The sequence below is a fragment of the Hydrogenophaga sp. LT287 genome (assembly GCF_055702805.1).
Map to the genome: position 1 here is coordinate 24,334 of NZ_JBVPZC010000021.1, position 19,162 is coordinate 43,495.

18 protein-coding genes and 1 pseudogene are annotated in these 19,162 nt (G+C 64.8%); 12 read left to right on the forward strand and 7 right to left on the reverse strand.

What is annotated here, in order from left to right; genetic code table 11:
- Positions 1-51: 51 nt before the first annotated feature.
- Entirely contained in the window at positions 52-1,998 is a 1,947-nt protein-coding gene (locus AC0GNR_RS14390; RefSeq protein ID WP_472901606.1) for an AMP-dependent synthetase/ligase, read from the reverse strand.
- A 189-nt stretch (positions 1,999-2,187) separates the two neighbouring features.
- On the opposite strand from AC0GNR_RS14390, the gene AC0GNR_RS14395 reads away from it, so the two are divergent.
- The 5 genes and pseudogenes from AC0GNR_RS14395 to AC0GNR_RS14415 form a co-directional block, all read left to right on the forward strand.
- Positions 2,188-2,922 (forward strand): Crp/Fnr family transcriptional regulator, encoded by a 735-nt coding sequence (locus tag AC0GNR_RS14395; protein WP_472901607.1) that lies wholly within the window; start codon positions 2,188-2,190, stop codon positions 2,920-2,922.
- A gap of 60 nt (positions 2,923-2,982) precedes the next feature.
- Positions 2,983-4,296, forward strand: coding sequence for a pseudouridine synthase (locus AC0GNR_RS14400; protein WP_472901608.1), 1,314 nt, complete (start codon positions 2,983-2,985; stop codon positions 4,294-4,296).
- Between the two features lie 88 nt (positions 4,297-4,384).
- Positions 4,385-5,674 carry an esterase/lipase family protein gene (locus AC0GNR_RS14405; RefSeq protein WP_472901609.1) on the forward strand — a complete coding sequence of 430 codons (1,290 nt, stop codon included), beginning with the start codon at positions 4,385-4,387 and terminating at the stop codon, positions 5,672-5,674.
- 85 nt (positions 5,675-5,759) lie between these two features.
- A complete protein-coding gene (gene htpG / locus AC0GNR_RS14410) occupies positions 5,760-7,709 on the forward strand; it encodes a molecular chaperone HtpG (protein ID WP_472901610.1) in 1,950 nt (649 codons plus the stop codon).
- A gap of 103 nt (positions 7,710-7,812) precedes the next feature.
- A pseudogene (locus AC0GNR_RS14415) lies at positions 7,813-8,127 on the forward strand (hypothetical protein); the annotation flags it as partial.
- Positions 8,128-8,213: 86 nt separating this feature from the next.
- Here the strand turns inward: AC0GNR_RS14415 and AC0GNR_RS14420 are convergent.
- The 3 genes from AC0GNR_RS14420 to AC0GNR_RS14430 form a co-directional block, all read right to left on the reverse strand.
- Positions 8,214-8,630 carry an organic hydroperoxide resistance protein gene (locus AC0GNR_RS14420; RefSeq protein ID WP_472901611.1) on the reverse strand — a complete coding sequence of 139 codons (417 nt, stop codon included), beginning with the start codon at positions 8,628-8,630 and terminating at the stop codon, positions 8,214-8,216.
- Between the two features lie 50 nt (positions 8,631-8,680).
- Complete coding sequence (locus AC0GNR_RS14425) at positions 8,681-9,142, reverse strand: MarR family winged helix-turn-helix transcriptional regulator (protein WP_472901612.1); 462 nt, start codon at positions 9,140-9,142, stop codon at positions 8,681-8,683.
- Between the two features lie 90 nt (positions 9,143-9,232).
- Positions 9,233-10,276, reverse strand: a complete 1,044-nt coding sequence (locus tag AC0GNR_RS14430) for a serine/threonine protein kinase (RefSeq protein ID WP_472901613.1) — start codon at positions 10,274-10,276, stop codon at positions 9,233-9,235.
- A 40-nt stretch (positions 10,277-10,316) separates the two neighbouring features.
- Here AC0GNR_RS14430 and AC0GNR_RS14435 point away from each other — a divergent pair, with 40 nt between their 5' ends.
- The 5 genes from AC0GNR_RS14435 to AC0GNR_RS14455 all read left to right on the forward strand — a co-directional run bounded on the left by AC0GNR_RS14435 (position 10,317) and on the right by AC0GNR_RS14455 (position 14,565).
- The gene (locus tag AC0GNR_RS14435) at positions 10,317-10,748 is read left to right on the forward strand and encodes a potassium channel family protein (RefSeq protein WP_472901614.1); all 432 of its coding nucleotides are present in this window, start codon (positions 10,317-10,319) and stop codon (positions 10,746-10,748) included.
- A gap of 14 nt (positions 10,749-10,762) precedes the next feature.
- Entirely contained in the window at positions 10,763-11,617 is an 855-nt protein-coding gene (locus tag AC0GNR_RS14440; RefSeq protein WP_472901615.1) for a class I SAM-dependent methyltransferase, read from the forward strand.
- A gap of 187 nt (positions 11,618-11,804) precedes the next feature.
- Positions 11,805-12,995: a cation:proton antiporter gene (locus AC0GNR_RS14445; RefSeq protein ID WP_472901616.1), complete on the forward strand. Its 1,191-nt coding sequence runs from the start codon at positions 11,805-11,807 to the stop codon at positions 12,993-12,995.
- 3 nt (positions 12,996-12,998) lie between these two features.
- Positions 12,999-14,126: a YbdK family carboxylate-amine ligase gene (locus AC0GNR_RS14450; RefSeq protein WP_472901617.1), complete on the forward strand. Its 1,128-nt coding sequence runs from the start codon at positions 12,999-13,001 to the stop codon at positions 14,124-14,126.
- A gap of 262 nt (positions 14,127-14,388) precedes the next feature.
- Entirely contained in the window at positions 14,389-14,565 is a 177-nt protein-coding gene (locus AC0GNR_RS14455) for a hypothetical protein (protein ID WP_472901618.1), read from the forward strand.
- Between the two features lie 113 nt (positions 14,566-14,678).
- Here AC0GNR_RS14455 and AC0GNR_RS14460 read toward each other — a convergent pair whose 3' ends face one another.
- On the reverse strand, positions 14,679-15,509 hold the full coding sequence (locus AC0GNR_RS14460) for an ABC transporter permease (RefSeq protein WP_472901619.1): 831 nt from the start codon (positions 15,507-15,509) through the stop codon (positions 14,679-14,681).
- A 1-nt stretch (position 15,510) separates the two neighbouring features.
- Positions 15,511-16,449 carry an ATP-binding cassette domain-containing protein gene (locus tag AC0GNR_RS14465; RefSeq protein ID WP_472901620.1) on the reverse strand — a complete coding sequence of 313 codons (939 nt, stop codon included), beginning with the start codon at positions 16,447-16,449 and terminating at the stop codon, positions 15,511-15,513.
- Positions 16,450-16,551: 102 nt separating this feature from the next.
- On the opposite strand from AC0GNR_RS14465, the gene asd reads away from it, so the two are divergent.
- Positions 16,552-17,433, forward strand: a complete 882-nt coding sequence (gene asd / locus AC0GNR_RS14470) for an archaetidylserine decarboxylase (RefSeq protein ID WP_472901621.1) — start codon at positions 16,552-16,554, stop codon at positions 17,431-17,433.
- A 26-nt stretch (positions 17,434-17,459) separates the two neighbouring features.
- Positions 17,460-18,686 (forward strand): formate-dependent phosphoribosylglycinamide formyltransferase, encoded by a 1,227-nt coding sequence (gene purT / locus AC0GNR_RS14475; protein ID WP_472901622.1) that lies wholly within the window; start codon positions 17,460-17,462, stop codon positions 18,684-18,686.
- Positions 18,687-18,692: 6 nt separating this feature from the next.
- Here purT and AC0GNR_RS14480 read toward each other — a convergent pair whose 3' ends face one another.
- The gene (locus tag AC0GNR_RS14480) at positions 18,693-19,148 is read right to left on the reverse strand and encodes a (2Fe-2S)-binding protein (protein WP_472901623.1); all 456 of its coding nucleotides are present in this window, start codon (positions 19,146-19,148) and stop codon (positions 18,693-18,695) included.
- Between the last annotated feature and the right edge of the window lie 14 nt (positions 19,149-19,162).

The following is a 19,162-nucleotide window of genomic DNA, read 5'->3' on the forward strand; positions in this document are numbered from 1 at the left end:
CGGCGCTTCCCCCCGAGGGGGTCTGCACAACTTGGAGCGGTCCGGCGTTGTTCATGCTGCGGCTTTCACAGGGGCAAAGGTCTTGGCGTCGCTCACCTTCAGCGTGGCGCTCACGCTGCCGGTGCGGCCGTCTTCAAACTTCACCTGGGTTTCGATGTATTGCTCGGTCTTGCCGCCGTACAGCGCGTCGATCAACACGTTGTACTTGTCTGCAATGAAGCCGCGGCGAACCTTGTTGGTGCGGGTGAGTTCACCGTCGTCGGCGTCCAGTTCTTTGTGCAGCACCAGGAAGCGGCTGATCTGGCTACCGGCCAGCAGCTCGTCACGGCTCAGGTCGGCGTTGACCTTTTCCACGCAGTCGCGAATCAGTTCGTACACCTCGGGCTTCTGGGCCAGGTCGGTGTAACCGGCGTAGGGCAGGTTGCGGCGTTCGGCCCAGTTGCCCACGGCTTCCATGTCAATGTTGACCATGATGCACACCTTTTCGCGCTGGTCGCCGTAGGCCACGGCTTCCTTGATGTACGAGAAGAACTTGAGCTTGTTCTCTACGTACTTGGGCGCAAACATGGCGTTGTCAAACATACCGCCCTTGATGCGGCCCACGTCTTTCACGCGGTCGATGATCTTCAGGTGACCCGACGCGTCGATGAAGCCCGCGTCGCTGGTGTGGTACCAGCCGTCGGCGGTCAGCACCTCGGCCGTGGCGGCCGGGTTTTTGTAGTATTCCTTCAGCAAGCCGGGCGACTTCACCAAAATCTCACCGGTCTCGCTCAGCTTGATTTCCACGCCTTCGCAGGGCACGCCCACCGTGTCGGCGCGGGCTTCGTGGTCGGGCTGCAGGCACACAAACACCGCCGTTTCGGTGGAGCCGTAAAGCTGTTTCAGGTTGATGCCGATGGAACGGTAGAAGCTGAACAGGTCGGGGCCAATGGCCTCGCCGGCCGTGTAGGCCACCCGCACCCGGCTCATGCCCAGGCTGTTGCGCAGCGGGCCGTACACAAACAGGTTGCCCAGCGCGTATTTCACCGAATCAACCAGACCCACGGGTTTGCCGTCGAGCTTGTCGGGACCCACGCGGCGCGCCACGTCCATGAAGGTGTGGAACATTTTGCGTTTGAGGGCGCCCGCATCTTCCATGCGGATCATCACCGTGGTGAGCAAACCTTCAAACACCCGGGGTGGCGCGAAGTAGTAGGTGGGCCCCACTTCTTTCAGGTCGATGGTGACGGTGGCGCCCGACTCCGGGCAGTTCACCACATAGCCGGCCACCAGCCACTGCGCGTAGCTGAAGATGTTCTGGCCAATCCAGGCCGGTGGCAGGTAGGCCAGCACCTCGTCTTTTTCGGTGAGCTTGTCAAAGCGCGTGCCCACCGCAGCGCGGTCGATCAGCGTGTTGTGCGTATGCACCACGCCCTTGGGGTTGCCGGTGGTGCCGCTGGTGAAAAACATGGCCGCCACGTCGTCGGGCTGGGCCATGTCCACCTGTTCACGAAACAGCTCGGGATGGATCTTGGCGTAGGCCATGCCGGCAGCCACCAGTTCTTCCAGGGCGCCCAGACCGGGTTCGTCGTACTTGCGCAGGCCGCGCGGGTCGTCGTAATACACATGCGAAAGCTGCGGGCAGCGGTCGCGAATCTCCAGCATCTTGTCGACCTGCTCCTGGTCTTCCACCACAGCAAACCGGATGTCGGCGTTGTTGATGGGGAACACGCATTCGGCGCCCACTGCATCCTGGTACAGCGGCACCGGAATGGCGCCAATGGCCTGCGCGGCCAGCATGGTGGCGTACAGGCGGGGGCGGTTGGCACCAATCACCACCATATGCTCGCCCCGCTGCAAGCCGGCCTGGTGCAGGCCGCAGGCAATGGCTTCCACCAGCTTGGCCATGGCCGCCCAGGAGGTGGTTTGCCAGATGCCGTATTCCTTTTCGCGCATGGCGGGTGCGTCGGGGCGGCGCTGGGCGTGTTCCAGCAGCAGCCTGGGGAAAGTGTTTTGCATGGCAACGTCTCCTGGTGTCCGGGGACCTGTCCAGAGCACCTCTGGATCGATTCGGTCGCACCGCGTTCAAGTCAATCTGGAGCGGATGTTAGGCCGATGTTTGACGTTATGTTGTCGGTACGACGACAATCAATGGGTCATCCCCCTTGGGACTTTCCCTTAGTGCCGTCGAACATCCAGGTCTGCGCCATGTCATTTTTCCCCTCCGGTCGCCAAGGCTCTGTGCTGCGTGAGCGGGCCCGTCCGCCCACCGAAGCCGAGCTGGCGCAAATCCCCTGGTTACCCAGTCTGGGCCCTGCCGAGCGCGAACGTGCAGTGGAAAGCCTGGTGGTGACCGAAGCACTGGCGGGCGACTACGTCATCCGCTTCGGGCGCTCGGCAACCTACTGGTTTGGCCTGGTGGACGGGCTGCTGAAGATGAACAACGACGAGTCTCAGGGCTTCGCCATCACCTTCACCGGCCTCGCGCCCGGTGGCTGGTTTGGCGAGGGCACCGTGCTCAAGCGCGAGCCTTACCGATACAACGTACAGGCGCTGCGCAAGTGTCGCGTGGCCGGCGTGCCGGTGGACACGTTTCACTGGCTGCTGGACCACTCCATCGGGTTCAACCGATTCGTGATGAACCAGCTCAACGAGCGCTTGGGTCAGTTCATCGCCGCACGCGAAATCGACCGCATCAACAACCCCGACCTGCGTGTGGCACGCAACCTCGCAGCCCTGTTTCACCCGCTGCTCTCGCCCAACGTCGATGGCATCCTGCGCATCACCCAGCAAGAGTTGGCTTATCTGGTGGGGCTGTCGCGCCAGCGGGTCAACGAAGCCCTGTCCACGCTGTCGGTCAAAGGCTGGATACGCGTCGAATACGGCGGCCTGCGCGTGCTCGACCTGGCCGCGCTGCGTTCGGGCGAGCTGGAGCCGGGTTAAGCGTCTTTCTCCTGCGCAATTCCTTTTTCATTCACCCATTCATCTGGGATGATCCCCCCCATGACGACCGACAAACCTGCCCGCACCCTCAAGCTCAACCCGGGCGCTGCCCCCAAGCCGCCCAGTGACCCCTATGCCCCGCGCCGCGCGCCCGTGCGCCCACCTGGCCCGGCCCGCGCCAAAAGCGTGTCCGCGTCCGCGCCCAAGCCCCCCCGTGCAGCGCCCGAGCGAGCCGGCGGCCCGCGCGGTGCGCCCCCGCCAGACCGGCGTGAGCGCAGCTGGGAAGAGCGCAACGATGGTCGCCAAGGCCCCCGCCCAGACATGCGGCAAGACCCACGCGGCCGGGCCGAGCAACCCAATGCCTATGGGCGCCCGCCGGCTGGCCCGCGCGGTGACGAGCGCGGCTGGAGCGAACGCCCCAACCCCCGCCAGGGTGACCGCCCCGGCCGCAGCGACCCCTATGGCAACCCGCGCGATCCGCGCGACGCACCCTACGGCGACCGCGCTGCGCGTGGCCCGTCCAACGCACCGCGTCCGGTGCAGCCGCACCGGCCCGACCTTGCCCGTGTCGGCAACGTGCGCGGTGAAATCCGCCTGAACAAACGCATGGCCGACCTCGGCCTGTGCTCGCGCCGCGAGGCCGACGAATGGATTGCCCGCGGCTGGGTGCTGGTCAACGGCGAACCCGCCGTCATGGGCATGCCCGTGGCGCCCGACGCCAAGGTCGACGTGTTGCCCCAGGCCCGCCACCAGCAAGCCGGGCAAGTCACCATCTTGCTGCACAAGCCCATGGGCTATGTGAGCGGCCAGCCTGAAGACGGCCACGAAGCCGCCGCCACCCTCATTGGCGCGCCCAGCCAGTGGCGCGGCGATGCCCGCCACCCCGCCGACAGCCGCCGCTTCGCCCCCGAGCACACCCGTGCCCTGGCGCCCTGCGGCCGGCTCGACATCGACTCCGTGGGCCTGCTCGTGCTCACGCAAGACGGCCGCGTGGCCCGCACCCTCATTGGTGAAAACAGCGGCATTGAAAAGGAATACCTGGTGCGTGTGCACTACGCGCCCAGCGGCCCGCAAGGCGCTGGCGTCGTCACGCAAAACGTGCAAGCCGCCTTTCCCGCCGATAAGCTGGCCCTGCTGCGCCGCGGCCTGAGCCTGGACGACCAACCGCTGAAACCCGCACAAGTGAACTGGATGAACCCGGAGCAGTTGTGTTTCATCCTCACCGAAGGCAAGAAACGCCAGATCCGCCGCATGTGCGAACAGGTGGGCCTGCACGTGGTGGGCCTCAAGCGCATCCGCATTGGCAACGTGGTGCTGGGGAATTTGCCGGTGGGGCAGTGGCGGTATCTGGGGGCGGGGGAGTCGTTTGCTTGAGCCAGTGGGCGAGACTTTGCGCTCGCATTGAAACGGGGCATAGAGTGCGGCCCCAATTGCTGCGTTCTGACCCCGGCCACAATGCTTCATGACCACCCCCACCCCACCCAAGACCCCCAAGCGCGCCGTGCTGCGCCATGTGCGCCCGTCTGATTTGCGGGGTGCTGCCCAGTTGGCTTCGCAGGCCACGCAGGGTGTGATCAACATCACCGAGGGGGTGCACCAGTCGGTGCTGCGGCGGCTGGGGTTTTCGGCTGGGGCTTCGGCCGGGCAGGCCAGTGGCCTCACCGGGCAGATTTACCGGGGCATTCGCGGTGTGGCGCACATCGTGGGCCACGGGCTGGACGGGGCGTTGGCCCTGCTGCTGCCGCTGGTGGACGACCCTGCCACGCACCCGAACGCTTCGCCCGAGCGCGAGGCGGTGCTGGCTGCGCTCAACGGGGTGCTGGGTGACCGCTTGCAGAGCTTTGGCAACCCGCTGGCCCAGCGTATGGAGCTGCGCCAAGGCGGGCAGGTGTTGCCGCTGGCGCCTGCCGCGCTGAAGGCGCAGCTGGGCCAGCCCAGCCCCCACCTGCTGTTGCTGGCGCACGGCCTGTGCATGAGCGACACGCAATGGCAGCGTAGCGGGCACGACCACGGCGAGTTTCTCGCGCAGGCGCTGGACTGCACGCCGGTTTACCTGCGCTACAACAGCGGTTTGCACACCTCCACCAATGGCCATGAACTGGCCCGGCAACTGGAGCAGCTGGTGGCGGCCTGGCCGGTGCCGCTGGAACGCATCACCATCGTGGGCCACAGCATGGGCGGGCTGGTGGCGCGTTCGGCCGTGCAGTCCGCGCGCGAGGCAGGCCAGCGCTGGCCGGCACTGTTGCGCGAGCTGGTGTTTCTGGGCACGCCGCACCACGGCGCGCCGCTGGAGCGCGCGGGCCACGGCGTGGACTTGCTGCTGGCGTCTTCGCCCCACACGCTGCCGTTTGCCAAGCTGGGCAAGATCCGCAGCGCCGGCATCACAGACCTGCGCCACGGCCATGTGCTGGACGCCGACTGGCAGGGCCGCGACCGCTTTGCCTCGCCCGACGACCACCGCACCCCGCTGCCTTTGCCCGAAGGGGTGGCCTGCTTCGCCGTGGCCGCAACGCTGGCGCCCAAACGCGGTCTGCTGGCCGACCGGCTGATGGGCGACCGGCTGATGGGCGACGGCCTGGTGCCGCTGAACAGCGCGCTGGGCCAGCACGACGAGCCAGCCCGGCGCCTGGTGTTTGCCCGCGAAAGCCAGTACCTGGCCTACCGCACCGGCCACCTGGACCTGCTGTCAAGCCGCGAGGTGGCAGCGCAGGTGTTGGCGTGGTTGCGCCCCGTGCCCGACGCCGGGGCTTGAAAAACCCCGCCCCGCCCATAATTCACGCCTTGCGTGGGCGCTCTGATGTGAGCGCGTCTGTGTTTTTCAAACTTCTATTGGTTCCATGAGCAAACAAACCCTGTCATTCCAGGCCGAGGTGTCGCAACTGCTGCACCTCGTCACCCATTCGCTGTACTCCAACCCCGACATTTTTTTGCGCGAGCTGGTGTCCAACGCCTCGGACGCTTGCGACAAGCTGCGTTTTGAAGGCCTGAACAACGCCGCGTTGTTTGAAGACGCGCCGAACTTGGACGTGCGCGTGGCGTTCGACAAAGACGCCAAGACGATCACCATCACCGACAACGGCATTGGCATGAGCCTGGCCGAAGCGGTGGAGCACCTGGGCACCATTGCCAAGAGCGGCACCAAAGACTTCATGAGCCACCTCAGCGGTGACCAGAAGCAGGACGCGCAGCTGATTGGCCAGTTTGGCGTGGGCTTTTATTCGGGCTTCATCGTGGCCGACCAGATCGTGGTGGAAAGCCGCCGCGCCGGCCTGCCCGCAGCCGAAGGCGTGCGCTGGACCAGCGGCGGCACCGGCGACTTTGAGGTGGAAGCCATTGAGCGCGCCGCCCGGGGCACTAGCATCATCTTGCACCTGCGCGAGGACAAGAGCGAGTACCTGAGCCACTGGAAGCTCAAACAGATTATTGGCAAATACTCGGACCACATCAGCCTGCCCATCCTGATGCAGAAGGAAGAGTGGGACGCCGAGAAGAGCGAGTATGTGCAGCAAGACGCGTGGGAGGCCGTGAACTCGGCCAACGCGCTGTGGGCGCGCAGCAAGAAAGACATTTCTGACGAGCAGTACGCCGAGTTTTACAAAAACCTCAGCTACGACCAGGACGCGCCGCTGGCCTGGAGCCACAACCGCGTGGAAGGCAGCACCGAATACACGCAGCTGCTCTACATTCCGGCCAAAGCGCCGGTGGACCTGTGGAACCGCGATCGCAAGTCGGGCATCAAGCTGTACGTCAAGCGCGTGTTCATCATGGACGAGGCCGAGGCGCTGATGCCTTCGTACCTGCGCTGGGTCAAGGGCGTGGTCGATTCGGCTGATTTGCCGCTCAACGTGAGCCGCGAACTGCTGCAGGAAAGCCGCGACGTGAAAGCCATTCGCGAAGGCAACACCCGCCGCGTGCTGGCCATGCTGGAAGACCTGGCCAAAAAAGACGTGGCGCCCAAAGCCGAAGAGGGCGCCGACGGCGTGACCGACGTGGTGAGCGCTGAGGACAAAGCTGCAGCTGAGAAGGACGCGGGCAAGTACAGCGCGTTTTACGCCGAATTTGGCTCGGTGCTGAAGGAAGGCTTGGGTGAAGACTTCGCTAACCGCGACAAGATCGCGAAGCTGTTGCGCTTTGCCAGCACCGCCAGCGACGCCGTGGCCGTGGGCTTTGCCGACTACAAGGCGCGCATGAAGGAAGGCCAGGAGGCCATCTACTACATCACCGCCGACAGCATTGCCGCTGCCAAGAGCAGCCCGCAGCTGGAGGTGTTCAAGAAAAAGGGCATCGAGGTGCTGCTGATGGCCGACCGGGTCGACGAGTGGGCGCTGTCGCACCTGCACGAATTCGACGGCACGCCGCTGCAGAGCGTGGCCAAGGGCGCGGTCGACCTGGGTAAGCTGCAGGACGAAGAAGAGAAGAAGGCCGCCGAAGCCGCCGCCGAAACCTTCAAACCCGTGCTGGACAAGCTGAAGGAAGCGCTGAAAGACAAGGCGCAGGACGTGCGCGTGACCACCCGTTTGGTGGACTCGCCCGCCTGCCTGGTGGTGGAAGACCACGGCATGAGCACGCAGCTCGCCCGCATGCTCAAGCAGGCTGGCCAGCAGGCACCCGATGTGAAGCCTATTCTGGAGGTGAACGCCGAGCACGCGCTGGTGAAAAAGCTCGACGGCAGCGCGCACTTTGACGATCTGGCGCACATTTTGTTTGACCAGGCGCTGCTGGCCGAAGGGGGGTTGCCTGAAGACCCGGCCGCGTATGTGAAGCGCGTCAACGCGCTGCTGGTGTGATGTGGGACGCGGCGCAGGGGTAACGGGCTGTGACGGCGGGCACTTCTGAGTGTTCGCCTGAATCACACCAGAATCACCCGTGCCGTTTTACGAAGGCCTTTCCATGAAAAATGTTCCTTATTCGCGCCACTTGCTGGCGGTCACGCTCGCCGTCAGTGCCCTGCTGGCCGGCTGTTCGTCCATGGGCGTCGGCATCGGCATTCCGGTCGGACCGTTCTCGATCGGGGTTGGCGTGGGTTCGGGCGGGGTCAACCTGGGTGTGGGCACCAGCGTGGGCCCGGTCGGCGTGGGCGTGGGGGTCAACCAGGACGGGCGGGTGAACGCCGGCGCCGGCGTAGGGGTGAGCACCCCCATCGGCAACAGCAACGCTCAAGTGGGTGTGGGCGTGGGCACCAGCACCACCGTCTACGACCCCAACGAAAAGAAATAGGCAGCGCGCTGCGCGGTTCCGCACAAAGGCCCACCCGGGTTGCCCTGGGTGGGCCTTTGCTTTGGGGTGGCGAATCAGGCCAGCGTGATCGTCACATCGATGTTGCCGCGGGTCGCACTGGAATAGGGGCAGACCTGGTGCGCGGTGTCCACCAGCGCCTGGGCCTGGGTGCGGTCCATGCCGGGCAGGTGCACCGTCAGGCGCGCGGCGATGCCGTAGGCCTGGCCTACGGGGCCCAGATCCACTTCGGCGTCCACGGCCACATCGGCCGGCACGGCCAGCTTCATCTGGCCTGCCACGGCCTTGATGGCACCGATGAAACAGGCCGAGTAACCGGCGGCGAACAGCTGTTCGGGGTTGGTGCCATTGCCAGGTGCGCCGGGCGGCGTGTGCGTCACGACCAGGCGGCCGTCGTCGGACCGGGATGCGCCGTCGCGGCCCCCGGTGGTGTGGGTGCGGGCGGTGTAGAGAACTTTGTCGAGGGAGGCCATGGGGTTCCTTGGTGGTGGGTTGCTTCGTTGAAGCGGGGTGAAAAATGGGGTTAGGCCATGAGGCGCTTGCGCAGCGCCTGCACCTGGCGGGTGAGCGCCACGGCCTCGGACACTTCGCACTGCGAGACCTGCAGCACGCAGCCAGGAATGCGCCGGGCGCGGGTCTTGAGTTGCCGCCCCTCGGCCGTGAGGCGGATCAGCACGCGGCGCTCATCGACCGCATCGCGCAGCCGCGACACCAGGCCCGCCGCCTCCAGGCGCTTGAGCAGCGGCGTCAGCGTGCCGGAATCGAGGCTGAGCCGTTCGCCCAGCTCGGACACGGTCACGCCGTCCTGTTCCCAGAGCACCAGCAAGACCAGGTACTGCGGGTAGGTGAGGCCCAGTTCGTCGAGCAGCGGCTTGTAGATTTTGGTCATGGCCAGCGATGCCGAATACAGCGCAAAGCAGAGCTGGTTGTCGAGCCGCAGGGCTTGGTCGGAGAGGGCGGTGTCAGGGGTGTGGCGTGTGACCATGGGTTGAACTGTAGAGGGCAATTAAATTGTGTGCAATTTAATTGCGAATAACCATGGGCCGGACAAGGCTTCATGGAAGCGCGGCGCAGGTCACACCATCAGCGGCTCGCCCTGCATCTCTTCAATTTGCTCCACCAGCATGTCCACCTGGCCCTGCCAGTAGTCGCGGCTGCCGAACCAGGGAAAGTTGATGGGGAAGGCCGGGTCGTCCCAGCGGCGGGCGAGCCAGGCGCTGTAGTGGATCAGGCGCAGCGTGCGCAACGGTTCGATCAGCGCCAGCTCGCGCCGGTCAAACGTGCGGAACTGTTCGTAGCCGTCTACCAGCGCACCGAGCTGCTGGGTTTGCTGGCGGCGGTCGCCGCTGAGCAGCATCCACAGGTCTTGCACCGCCGGGCCGGTCCGCGCGTCGTCGAGGTCCACAAAATGCGGGCCGGCACCGGGCAGGTCGGCTGGCGTCCACAAGATGTTGCCGGGGTGGCAGTCGCCATGCAGGCGCAGGCGCTGGATGCCGTCTTCGCAGCCCGGCTCATGGGCGCGCAGCACGGGGTGCGTCTCGATCAGCGCCAGAGCCTCCTCCAGCGCGGCGGACCAGGCGGTTTGCACTTCGGGCGCCACCATGTGGTGCTTGAGCAGCCAGTCGCGTGGCTCGTGTGCAAATGCGGCCACGTCCAGCGCCGGGCGGGCCACAAAGGGACGCGCCGCGCCCACCGTGTGGATGCGCGCCAGAAAGCGGCCAATCCATTCCAGCACCTCAAAGTCGTCCAGCTCGGGGCGGCGCCCACCGCGGCGCGGGCTCACCGCAAACGCAAAACCGCCAAAGTGGTGCAGCGTGGCGCCGTTCACCACCAGCGGCGGGACCGCCGGTATCTCGGCGCTCACCAGTTCGGCGGCAAAGGCGTGTTCTTCGGCAATCTGCGCGTCGCTCCAGCGTTCGGGCCGGTAAAACTTCGCCACCACCTGGTCGAAGCCGTCATGGGGTGTTTCCAGGTAAATCTGGTAAACCCGGTTTTCAAAGCTGTTGAGCGCAGCCAGGCGACCGTCGCCCCACAGGCCGATGCTGGCCAAGGCGTCCTGCACCACGTCGGGTGTGAGGGCGGTGTAGGGGTGCGAGTGGTTGCTGAGCGGTTGGGTCATGTGCCGATTGTGGCCTGCGCCGGCGTGCCAGAATCGCGGCATGAAACGCTTGAAACAACGCCGGCTGCATCTGATGCGCCGGGGACTCTGGTATTCGCTGGCCCTCTGCCTGGTGATTTTGCTGCTGGGCGGTGTGGGGTTTTGGGCGCTGGAGCCGGGCATCGAGACGCTGCAAGACGGCCTGTGGCTGTCGTTCACCACGGCGGCCACCGTGGGTTATGGTGATGTGGTGCCTCGCACCTCCACGGGGCGCATGTTTTCCGTGCTGGTGGTCCTTGTGGGACTGGCGGTGTTGTCGATGGTGACGGCATCGCTGGCGGCCATCTTCGTGGAACGCGAAGTGGAGGAAGAGGAGCGTCAGATTCAACACGATCTGATGCACGAGATCCGTTTGCTGCGCGAACAGATTCGCCTCGTTCAGGCCCGTCTGGACCAGACTTCGCCGCCCCCCAAACAACAGGCCCCTTTGTGAAATCTGTGAAATCCGTGAAATCCGAAAAGACCCTTCAGGAACAGTTGCCCGAACTGCGCGCGGGCCAGTCGGTCGAGCTGCTGAAAGAGCTGCATATCCTGACCCGAGAAGGCAAGCTCAACCAGGACACGCGGCGCAAGCTCAAGCAGGTCTACCACCTGGTTCAGTTCATTGAGCCCTTGCTGGCCGAGGTGTTGAAAGCGCGGGGCGACGTGACGCTGGCCGACCACGGCGCGGGCAAGTCCTACCTGGGCTTCATCCTGTACGACCTGTTTTTCAAAGACAAACCGGTGGGCCACGTCTACGGCGTGGAAGCGCGCGCCGAGCTGGTGGACAAGTCGCGCGCGCTGGCCCTGCGCCTGGGCTTTGACCGTATGGCCTTTCTGGCCACGACGGTGCAGCAGGCGCTGACCCACCGCGAACTGCCTGCCACCATCGACGTGGTGACGGCGCTGCACGCCTGCGATACCGCCACCGACGACGCCATTGCCTTTGGCCTGGCCAAGCAGGCGCGCCACATGGTGCTGGTTCCGTGTTGCCAGGCCGAGGTGGCCGGCGTGATGCGCCAGCACAAGGCGCTGAGCCTGTCGCGCACGCCGCTGGCCGAGCTGTGGCGCCACCCGCTGCACACACGCGAATTTGGCAGCCAGATCACCAACGTGTTGCGCTGCCTGCAGTTGGAGGCGCATGGCTACAGCGTCACGGTGACTGAACTGGTGGGGTGGGAGCATTCGATGAAAAACGAGCTGATACTGGCCCGTAGAATGACCGACGACCGGTCCGGCACCCGTGACCGGTCCCGTGAGCGCCTGTTGCAGGTGCTTGAAACCTTGAATTTGCATGAACTCACGCAGCGTTTCGCGGTCTGAAGCTCTCAGTCGCTGTGCGCCGTCAGGCCTCCGTCGTCTGGCGCTCTTCGTGGCGGCACCATGTGCCGCCGTTCCCCGGTGTTCAAGTCAGCGTCCCGCTGATGCCGGTTAGCCTGTTGGTTTCGTGCGCGGCCTGGCCGCAGCGCGCGGCATTTGTACCCAGGCTTCCAACCAGGAGAACCTGTCCATGGTGACCGATTTTTCTTTTCTCTTTCAGTCCATGGCCTGGCCGCTGGTGCTGCTGCTGGCCTGGTTTCTGGCCGAGCGCTGCTACGCGTTGTGGCGCATACCGCGCGTTTCCAGTTACGTGGCGGTGGGGCTGCTTGGCGGTCTGCTGAACCTGCCCGGCCTCACCGGCGATGTGCCAGGCCTGCCGTTCCTGGCCAACGTCGCGCTCTCCCTGGTGCTGTTTGAACTGGGCTACCGCATCAACCTGCGCTGGTTTCGCCACAACCCCTGGGTGTTCTTGCTGGGGGTGGTCGAATCCATCGTCACGTTTGGGTTGATCTACACCGTCACCGGCTGGTTTGACCTGGCGATCGACGTGCGCCTCATCATCGCGGCGTTGTCCATCTCGGCTTCGCCCGCCGGCATTGTTCGGGTGGCCAACGAGCTGCGAAGTGCCGGTCAGGTGACGGAGCGGGTGCTGCACCTGTGCGCCATCAATTGCCTCATGTCGGTGCTGGCGCTCAAGCTGGTGGTGGGTTACTGGTACCTCAGCACCTCGGGTGACCTGGCGCTGGCCGCCTTTGGCAGCATCCATGTGCTGGCCACGTCGGTGGCCGTGGGCGCCTTGCTGGGCGTGGCGGTGCCCTGGCTGCTGCGCCAGCATGGCACGCACGAGCGCAGTGTCACCGTGGTGTTTGCACTGGCGGTGCTGCTGCTCACCACCATGTCCTATGGGCTCAAACTCTCGCCTTTGCTGGCGGCGCTCACCTTCGGCATTGTGGCGCGCGAGCGCCGTGTGCACCTGACCAATGCGCAGCGCGACTTTGGCACGGCCGGCGACCTGCTCTCGGTGTTTTTGTTTGTCTACATCGCCTCGCTGCTGGACTGGGCCGATGTAGGCACTGGCGCACTGCTGGGCGTCTTGCTCATTGTGGTGCGCGCCGCCTCCAAGGTGGGCTGCAGCCTGGCGGCAGCACGGCTTTCCGGCATCACCGAGCGCAAGGGCTTGCTGACCGGTCTGGCGCTCACGCCCATGTCGGCTTTCGCCATTCTGTTGCTGGAGCAAAGTCGGCTCTACGGCTTTGACCCGGCGGTGCAGGTGCTCTCGGCCATGGCCGGCATGATGCTGGTGCAAGAGCTGCTGGGCCCGGTGGTGACGCAGCGCGCCCTGATGGCGGCCCAGGAAACCCATGTGACGAAAGAGGGCTGAGCCATGCCACTGGAAACATTCAAAGCATCGAAATCGCTCACCATGGGTGTCGAGCTGGAACTGCAGCTCGTCAACACCTACGACATGGACCTGTCGAGCAGCGCCAACGACTTGCTGGAACTGCTGCGGCGCAAGCCCTTCCCGGGCGTGGTCACGCCCGAGATGACCCAGAGCATGATCGAGATTGCCACTGACATCCAGACCGAGCATGGCCCTCTGCTGGCCCAGTTGCGCGAGATCCGCGACACGCTGCTGAAGGCCGGAGACCGGCTCAACATCGAGATCGCAGGCGGTGGCACGCACCCGTTTCAGCGCTGGTTTGAGCAGCGCATTTTTTCCAAACCGCGCTTTCAGGAGCTTTCGGGCCTGTACGGTTATCTGGCCAAGCAGTTCACCGTGTTCGGCCAGCATGTGCACATTGGCTGCGCCAGCCCCGACGAAGCGCTGTTTTTGCTGCATTCGCTCAACCGCTACGTGCCGCATTTCATCGCCCTGTCTGCTTCATCGCCCTTCTCGCAGGGCGTGGACACGTTGTTTGACTCGGCGCGCCTGAATTCGGTGTTTGCCTTCCCCCTGAGCGGGCGTGCACCCTTCATGCTCAGCTGGGAAGAATTTGCCAACGTGTACTTCACCAAAATGGAGTCCACCGGGGTGGTGAAGTCCATGAAAGACTTTTACTGGGACATCCGGCCCAAGCCGGAGTACGGCACCATTGAGCTGCGCGTGTGCGACACGCCGCTGACTGTGGAGCGCGCCGCTGGTCTTGCCTGTTACCTGCAGGCGCTGTGCCGCCATTTGCTGGAACGCAGCGAACCACCGCCCGAAGAAGACGATTACCTCGTCTACACCTACAACCGTTTCCAGGCCTGCCGCTTCGGGCTCGACGGCATGATGGTGAACCCCAAATCGCGCGAGCAAATCAGCATTCGCGAAGATATTTTGGCGACCCTGCGCCACCTGGGTCCACACGCCGAGGCCCTGAACTCCCAAGCGGCGCTGGACGAGATTGAACGCACCGCCGCGCGCGATGGCAACCACGCCAGCTACCTGCGCAAGCAGTTTGCCCAGAGCGGCAGTGTGGAAGGCGTGGTGCGTGCCAGCGTGGAAGCCTTGCGCAGCGGACCGGTGTGAGCGTTTGGCGGGAACACAGCGCAGAAAAGCGGGGTGTTTCCGGTCCTTCTGAGGGCTTGTCAGGCAACTTCTTACAGAACGAATGGCGGTGCGCCGACTTAACGTTTTGAAACGGGTTGAATACAGTTTGACACATGGACAAACAGTTTGTTTTGTCCCCCTCTCTCTGAACAGGACCCCGCCATGAACTCCACCCAAAGCCGCCTCAACCCCTTCGTTCTCATGCTCGACCCTGAGGCCGTGATCAGCGCCATGGAAGGCAGTGCCAACCTACGCGGCCTGCGCCAGCGTATTTGCCAGCCCGCTGGACAAGCCCCTGATTCCCAAGACCCACGGCCAGATGCTGGACTTCGATGCCGTGATTGACGCGGATGACTTCATGGACAGCGGCAGCGAGTTTTACGCAGACGCCCAGCCAGCGCTGCACGCGGTGCACTGACCTGAAGGCCCACCCCCGCCGCGCTGCACGCGAAGCCCTTCAAGGGGGCCACGCTGGCGGCACAGCAAAGCCGGTTTCGCAGCGCTCTTGAGCGAAGCCCGCGCCCCAGAGGTTTATTTGGCGAAGCGTTTTCTCGTCAATGCCAAGGCCAGCCAAAAGGCGGCTACCGCATAAAAGACCAGCACCGCAGCATGCAGCCATGGCTTGTCTGGCCATTGGTCCATGAAAAGCGGGCGCACCAGCTCCACCGCATTCGTCAGCGGCAGCCAGTCTGAAATGGTCCGCACGACCCCCGGCAGTTGCTCCCTCGGAAAGAACACCCCCGAGAGAAACATCATGGGCGTGAGGAACAGCGTGAAGTAGTAGGTGAAAAAGTCGTAGCCCTTGGCCAGTGCGTTGAACACCAGGGCAATGCACGAAAACGTGACACCCACGCCCAGCAGCACCGGCCACGCCAGCAGCAGCTTGGAGCTGTGGCTGATGCCCAGCGCCAGCATCACCAGCATGATGGCCGTGACCGAAAACAGCGCCTTGAAGCCGGCCCACAGCATTTCGGCCAGCACCACGTCGTCCAGGCTCACCGGCGCGTTCATGATGCCGTCCCAGGTTTTTTGCACATGCATGCGCGAGAAGGCCGAATACAGCGCCTCAAAGCTCGCCGCGTTCATGGCGCTCATGCAAATGCTGCCGCTGGCTAAAAACAAGATGTAAGGCACGGCCACCGCGCCCTGCGGTGTGTTGATGGTGACTTGCCCCACCAGCGCCCCCATGCCGTAGCCAAACGCCACCAGCCACATCAGCGGCTCGGCAATGTTGCCCACCAGGCTGGGGATGGCGAGCTTTTTCCACACCAGCAAATTGCGCAGAAACACCGGCCACCAGCGCGCCGAGAGGCGCGGCAGCGCCCAGTGAGACAAGGGGGCAGACGCCACAGGGTTGTTCATATCAGCCTTCCTCTCGGATCTGGCGGCCGGTCAATTTCAAAAACAGGTCCTCCAGGTTGGCCGGGCGGTGCAGGGTGCGCAGCTGGGGGCGGGCACCCAGCGCCGCCAGCAGCGGCAGCGCTTGGGCGGTGTAGAAAAACACGGTTTCACCGCTCACCTCGACCCGCGCGGCCAGGCCGCGCAAGCTGGCGTGCGCCTCGTCGCGGGCCAGCGCCAGCGCCCCGTTGCCATACACCTCCACCACGTCGGGCTCCAGGTGCTGCGCAATCAGCTCGCGCGGGCGCCCCTCGGCAATCTTGCGGCCGTGGTCCAGCACCAGCAAGCGCGAGCACAGGCGCTCGGCCTCGTCCATGAAGTGCGTGGTGAGCAAAATGCTCTTGCCCTGTTGCAACAGCAACTGCAGCCGCTCCCACATCAGGTGGCGGGCCTGCGGGTCCAGTCCGGTGGTGGGCTCGTCCAGCATCAGCAGGCGCGGGTCGTTCACCAGCGCCCGCGCCAGACTCAGCCGGCGTTTCATGCCGCCTGACAGCTCGCCGGGCTTGGCGTCGGCCTTGTGCGCCAGGGCGGCGAATTCGAGCAGCTCCGGGATGCGCGGGCGAATCTGCGCGGCACTCATGCCGAAATAGCGGCCATAAACCAGCAGGTTCTCCGCACAGCTGAAGTCCGGGTCCAGCGTGTCCATCTGGCTCACCACGCCCAGCTGCGCCTTGATGGCCAGCGCATCGCGCGGCATGTCCAGGCCACCAAAGGCGGTGATCTGTCCAGCGTCGGGCGCCGTCAGCCCCAGACACATGCGGATGGTGGTGGTTTTGCCGGCACCATTGGGTCCGATCACGCCCAGGCACTCGCCCGGTTCAATGTCAAACGACAGATCGTCCACCACCGTGGCGTTGCCGTAGCGTTTGACGAGGTGCTGGCAGGTGAAAAGAGGGGTTGTCACGGGGCTTTGAGGGCGGTTTGGGTGGTCCGATTATGGCCAGTGCGTCGCTCTTCGATGGCTGGGATAATGCGGCATCTCTTGTTTTGGCCCTGGCCTCTGCCCATGTCTTTCGCTGTTTTTCTCCAATACCTGCTGCCCAAACGCGCGCTGACCGTGTTTGCCGGCTGGTGCGCCAATTCGCGGGCTTCGTGGTGGGTGCGCAATGTCATTCCCTGGTTCATCCGGCGCTATGGGGTGAACATGGCCGAGGCGGCCAATTCGGACCCGCGCAGCTACGCCACGTTCAACGAATTTTTCACCCGCTCGCTCAAGCCCGGCGTGCGCCCTTTGGCTCGGGCCGACTTTGTGTGTCCGGTGGATGGCGCGATCAGCCAGTACGGGCCGATTCAGCGTGACCAGATCTTTCAGGCCAAGGGCCACCACTACAGCACGCAGGCGCTGGTGGGTGGCGATGCCGAACTGGCGGCGCAGTTTGACGACGGCGCATTTGCCACCATTTACCTGAGCCCTAAGGACTACCACCGCATTCACATGCCGGCTGAAGCGCGGCTGCGGCGCATGATCCATGTGCCCGGCGAGCTGTTTTCGGTGAACCCGGCCACGGCGCGCGGCGTGCCGGGGCTGTTTGCGCGCAACGAGCGCGTGGTGTGTGTGTTTGACGTGCCGCACGGTGGCCGCGGCAGCCAGGACACCCGGCCGTTTGTGCTGGCGCTGGTGGGTGCCACCATTGTGGGCAGCATGGCCACGGTGTGGCATGGCGTGGTGAACCCGCCGCGCCCGGGCAAGGTGCGCGAATGGACTTACGACGACCAGGTGTTCCGCCTGCACCGTGGCGAAGAAATGGGTACCTTTTTGCTGGGCTCCACGGTTGTCATGCTGTGGCCCAAAGACACCATCGACTTCAACCCGCAGTGGATGGCGGGGCAGGGTGTGCGCATGGGCGAGGCCATGGGCCGGGCGCTGCAAGCCACACCAGCGAATTGATATTTTTTTAGCTTCAAGGAATGGCCATGACCACCATCGGAACCCCTCTGTCACCTTCGGCCACCCGGGTCATGCTGCTGGGCTCGGGCGAGCTGGGCAAAGAAGTGTTGATTGCCCTGCAGCGCCTGGGTGTGGAGACCATCGCGGTCGACCGTTACGACCACGCGCCCGGCCAGCAGGTGGCCCACCATGCGCGCACCATCACCATGAGCGACCCGGCGCAACTGCAAGCGCTGATTGAAGCCGAGCGCCCGCACCTGGTGGTGCCCGAAATTGAGGCCATTGCCACGCCGGTGCTGCAAGCGCTGGAGGCGGCGGGCGTGGTGCGCGTGGTGCCCACCGCACGGGCGGCCCGCCTGACGATGGACCGCGAGGGCATTCGCCGCCTGGCCGCTGAAACGCTGGGTTTGCCCACCAGCCCGTACCAGTTTTGCGATTCTCTGCCAGAGCTGCAGGCGGCCATTGACGCGGGTATTGGCTACCCCTGCATCGTCAAGCCGGTCATGAGCAGCAGCGGAAAAGGCCAGAGCAAGATCGACGGACCGGCCGATGTGCAAAAGGCCTGGGACTACGCCATGGCCGGCGGCCGGGTGGGGCCGGGCCGCATCATCGTGGAAGGCTTTGTGGATTTCGATTACGAAATCACCCAGCTGACCGTGCGTGCCATGGGGGCCAACGGCGAAATTGAAACGCATTTTTGCGACCCCATTGGCCATGTGCAGGTGAGCGGTGACTACGTGGAAAGCTGGCAGCCGCACCCCATGACACCGGCCGCGCTGGCCGAGTCGCGCCGGGTGGCCAAGGCCATTACCGACAACCTCGGCGTGGGCCACGATGGCCAGCCCTCGGGCTTGGGCTTGTATGGGGTGGAGCTGTTCGTGAAGGGCGACCGGGTGTGGTTCAGCGAGGTGAGCCCGCGCCCGCACGACACCGGCATGGTGACCATGATCACCCAGTGGCAAAACGAATTTGAGCTGCACGCCCGCGCCATTTTGGGCTTGCCGGTGAGCACGGCGCTGAAGAGCCCGGGCGCCAGCGCCGTCATTTACGGCGGGGTGGACGCGCACGGCATCGTGTTTGACGGCGTGGACGACGCCTTGCGCGTGCCCAACAGCGAGGTGCGCCTGTTTGGCAAACCCGAGAGTTTCACCAAGCGCCGCATGGGTGTGGCGCTGGTGCACGACGCCGACGTGGACGTGGCGCGGACACAGGCCAAGCTGGCGGCCAGCAAAGTCAAGCCGCGCACGGCCTGACGCGACTCAGGCCTTGCGCCCCGCCGCCTGGTGGATGGCCGCCCGCACGCGCGGGTAGGTGCCGCAGCGGCAGATGATGCCGCTCATGGCGTCGTCAATCTGCTCGTCGGTGGGTTGCGGGTGGGTGGTGAGCAAGGCGTGGGCTTGCATCAGTTGGCCGCTCTGGCAGTAGCCGCACTGCACCACGTCCAGCGCGGTCCAGGCTGCGCGCAGCGCGTCGGCCACCGGGCCTTGCAGCCCTTCAATGGTGGTGACCGACTTGCCCGCCGCGCTGCCCAGCGGCGTCACGCACGAGCGGGTGGGCACGCCGTCCAGGTGCACGGTGCAGGCGCCGCACAGCGCCATGCCGCAGCCAAATTTGGTGCCGGTGAGTTGCAGTTCGGCGCGCAGCACCCACAGCAAAGGTGCGTCGGGTTCCACATCCACCTGGGTGGGCTGGCCGTTGAGTTCAATGGGGGTCATGGTGGGGTTCTGGT

Excerpts from the sequence above, each read along its gene's own strand:
- AC0GNR_RS14395 (WP_472901607.1), top strand. The coding sequence starts at position 2,188 with ATGTCATTTTTCCCCTCCGGTCGCCAAGGCTCTGTGCTGCGTGAGCGG.
- AC0GNR_RS14480 (WP_472901623.1), bottom strand. The coding sequence starts at position 19,148 with ATGACCCCCATTGAACTCAACGGCCAGCCCACCCAGGTGGATGTGGAA.
- AC0GNR_RS14400 (WP_472901608.1), top strand. The coding sequence starts at position 2,983 with ATGACGACCGACAAACCTGCCCGCACCCTCAAGCTCAACCCGGGCGCT.
- AC0GNR_RS14460 (WP_472901619.1), bottom strand. The coding sequence starts at position 15,509 with ATGAACAACCCTGTGGCGTCTGCCCCCTTGTCTCACTGGGCGCTGCCG.
- AC0GNR_RS14420 (WP_472901611.1), bottom strand. The coding sequence starts at position 8,630 with ATGGCCTCCCTCGACAAAGTTCTCTACACCGCCCGCACCCACACCACC.
- AC0GNR_RS14405 (WP_472901609.1), top strand. The coding sequence starts at position 4,385 with ATGACCACCCCCACCCCACCCAAGACCCCCAAGCGCGCCGTGCTGCGC.
- AC0GNR_RS14425 (WP_472901612.1), bottom strand. The coding sequence starts at position 9,142 with ATGGTCACACGCCACACCCCTGACACCGCCCTCTCCGACCAAGCCCTG.
- AC0GNR_RS14435 (WP_472901614.1), top strand. The coding sequence starts at position 10,317 with ATGAAACGCTTGAAACAACGCCGGCTGCATCTGATGCGCCGGGGACTC.
- AC0GNR_RS14390 (WP_472901606.1), bottom strand. The coding sequence starts at position 1,998 with ATGCAAAACACTTTCCCCAGGCTGCTGCTGGAACACGCCCAGCGCCGC.
- asd (WP_472901621.1), top strand. The coding sequence starts at position 16,552 with ATGTCTTTCGCTGTTTTTCTCCAATACCTGCTGCCCAAACGCGCGCTG.
- AC0GNR_RS14430 (WP_472901613.1), bottom strand. The coding sequence starts at position 10,276 with ATGACCCAACCGCTCAGCAACCACTCGCACCCCTACACCGCCCTCACA.
- AC0GNR_RS14445 (WP_472901616.1), top strand. The coding sequence starts at position 11,805 with ATGGTGACCGATTTTTCTTTTCTCTTTCAGTCCATGGCCTGGCCGCTG.
- htpG (WP_472901610.1), top strand. The coding sequence starts at position 5,760 with ATGAGCAAACAAACCCTGTCATTCCAGGCCGAGGTGTCGCAACTGCTG.
- purT (WP_472901622.1), top strand. The coding sequence starts at position 17,460 with ATGACCACCATCGGAACCCCTCTGTCACCTTCGGCCACCCGGGTCATG.
- AC0GNR_RS14450 (WP_472901617.1), top strand. The coding sequence starts at position 12,999 with ATGCCACTGGAAACATTCAAAGCATCGAAATCGCTCACCATGGGTGTC.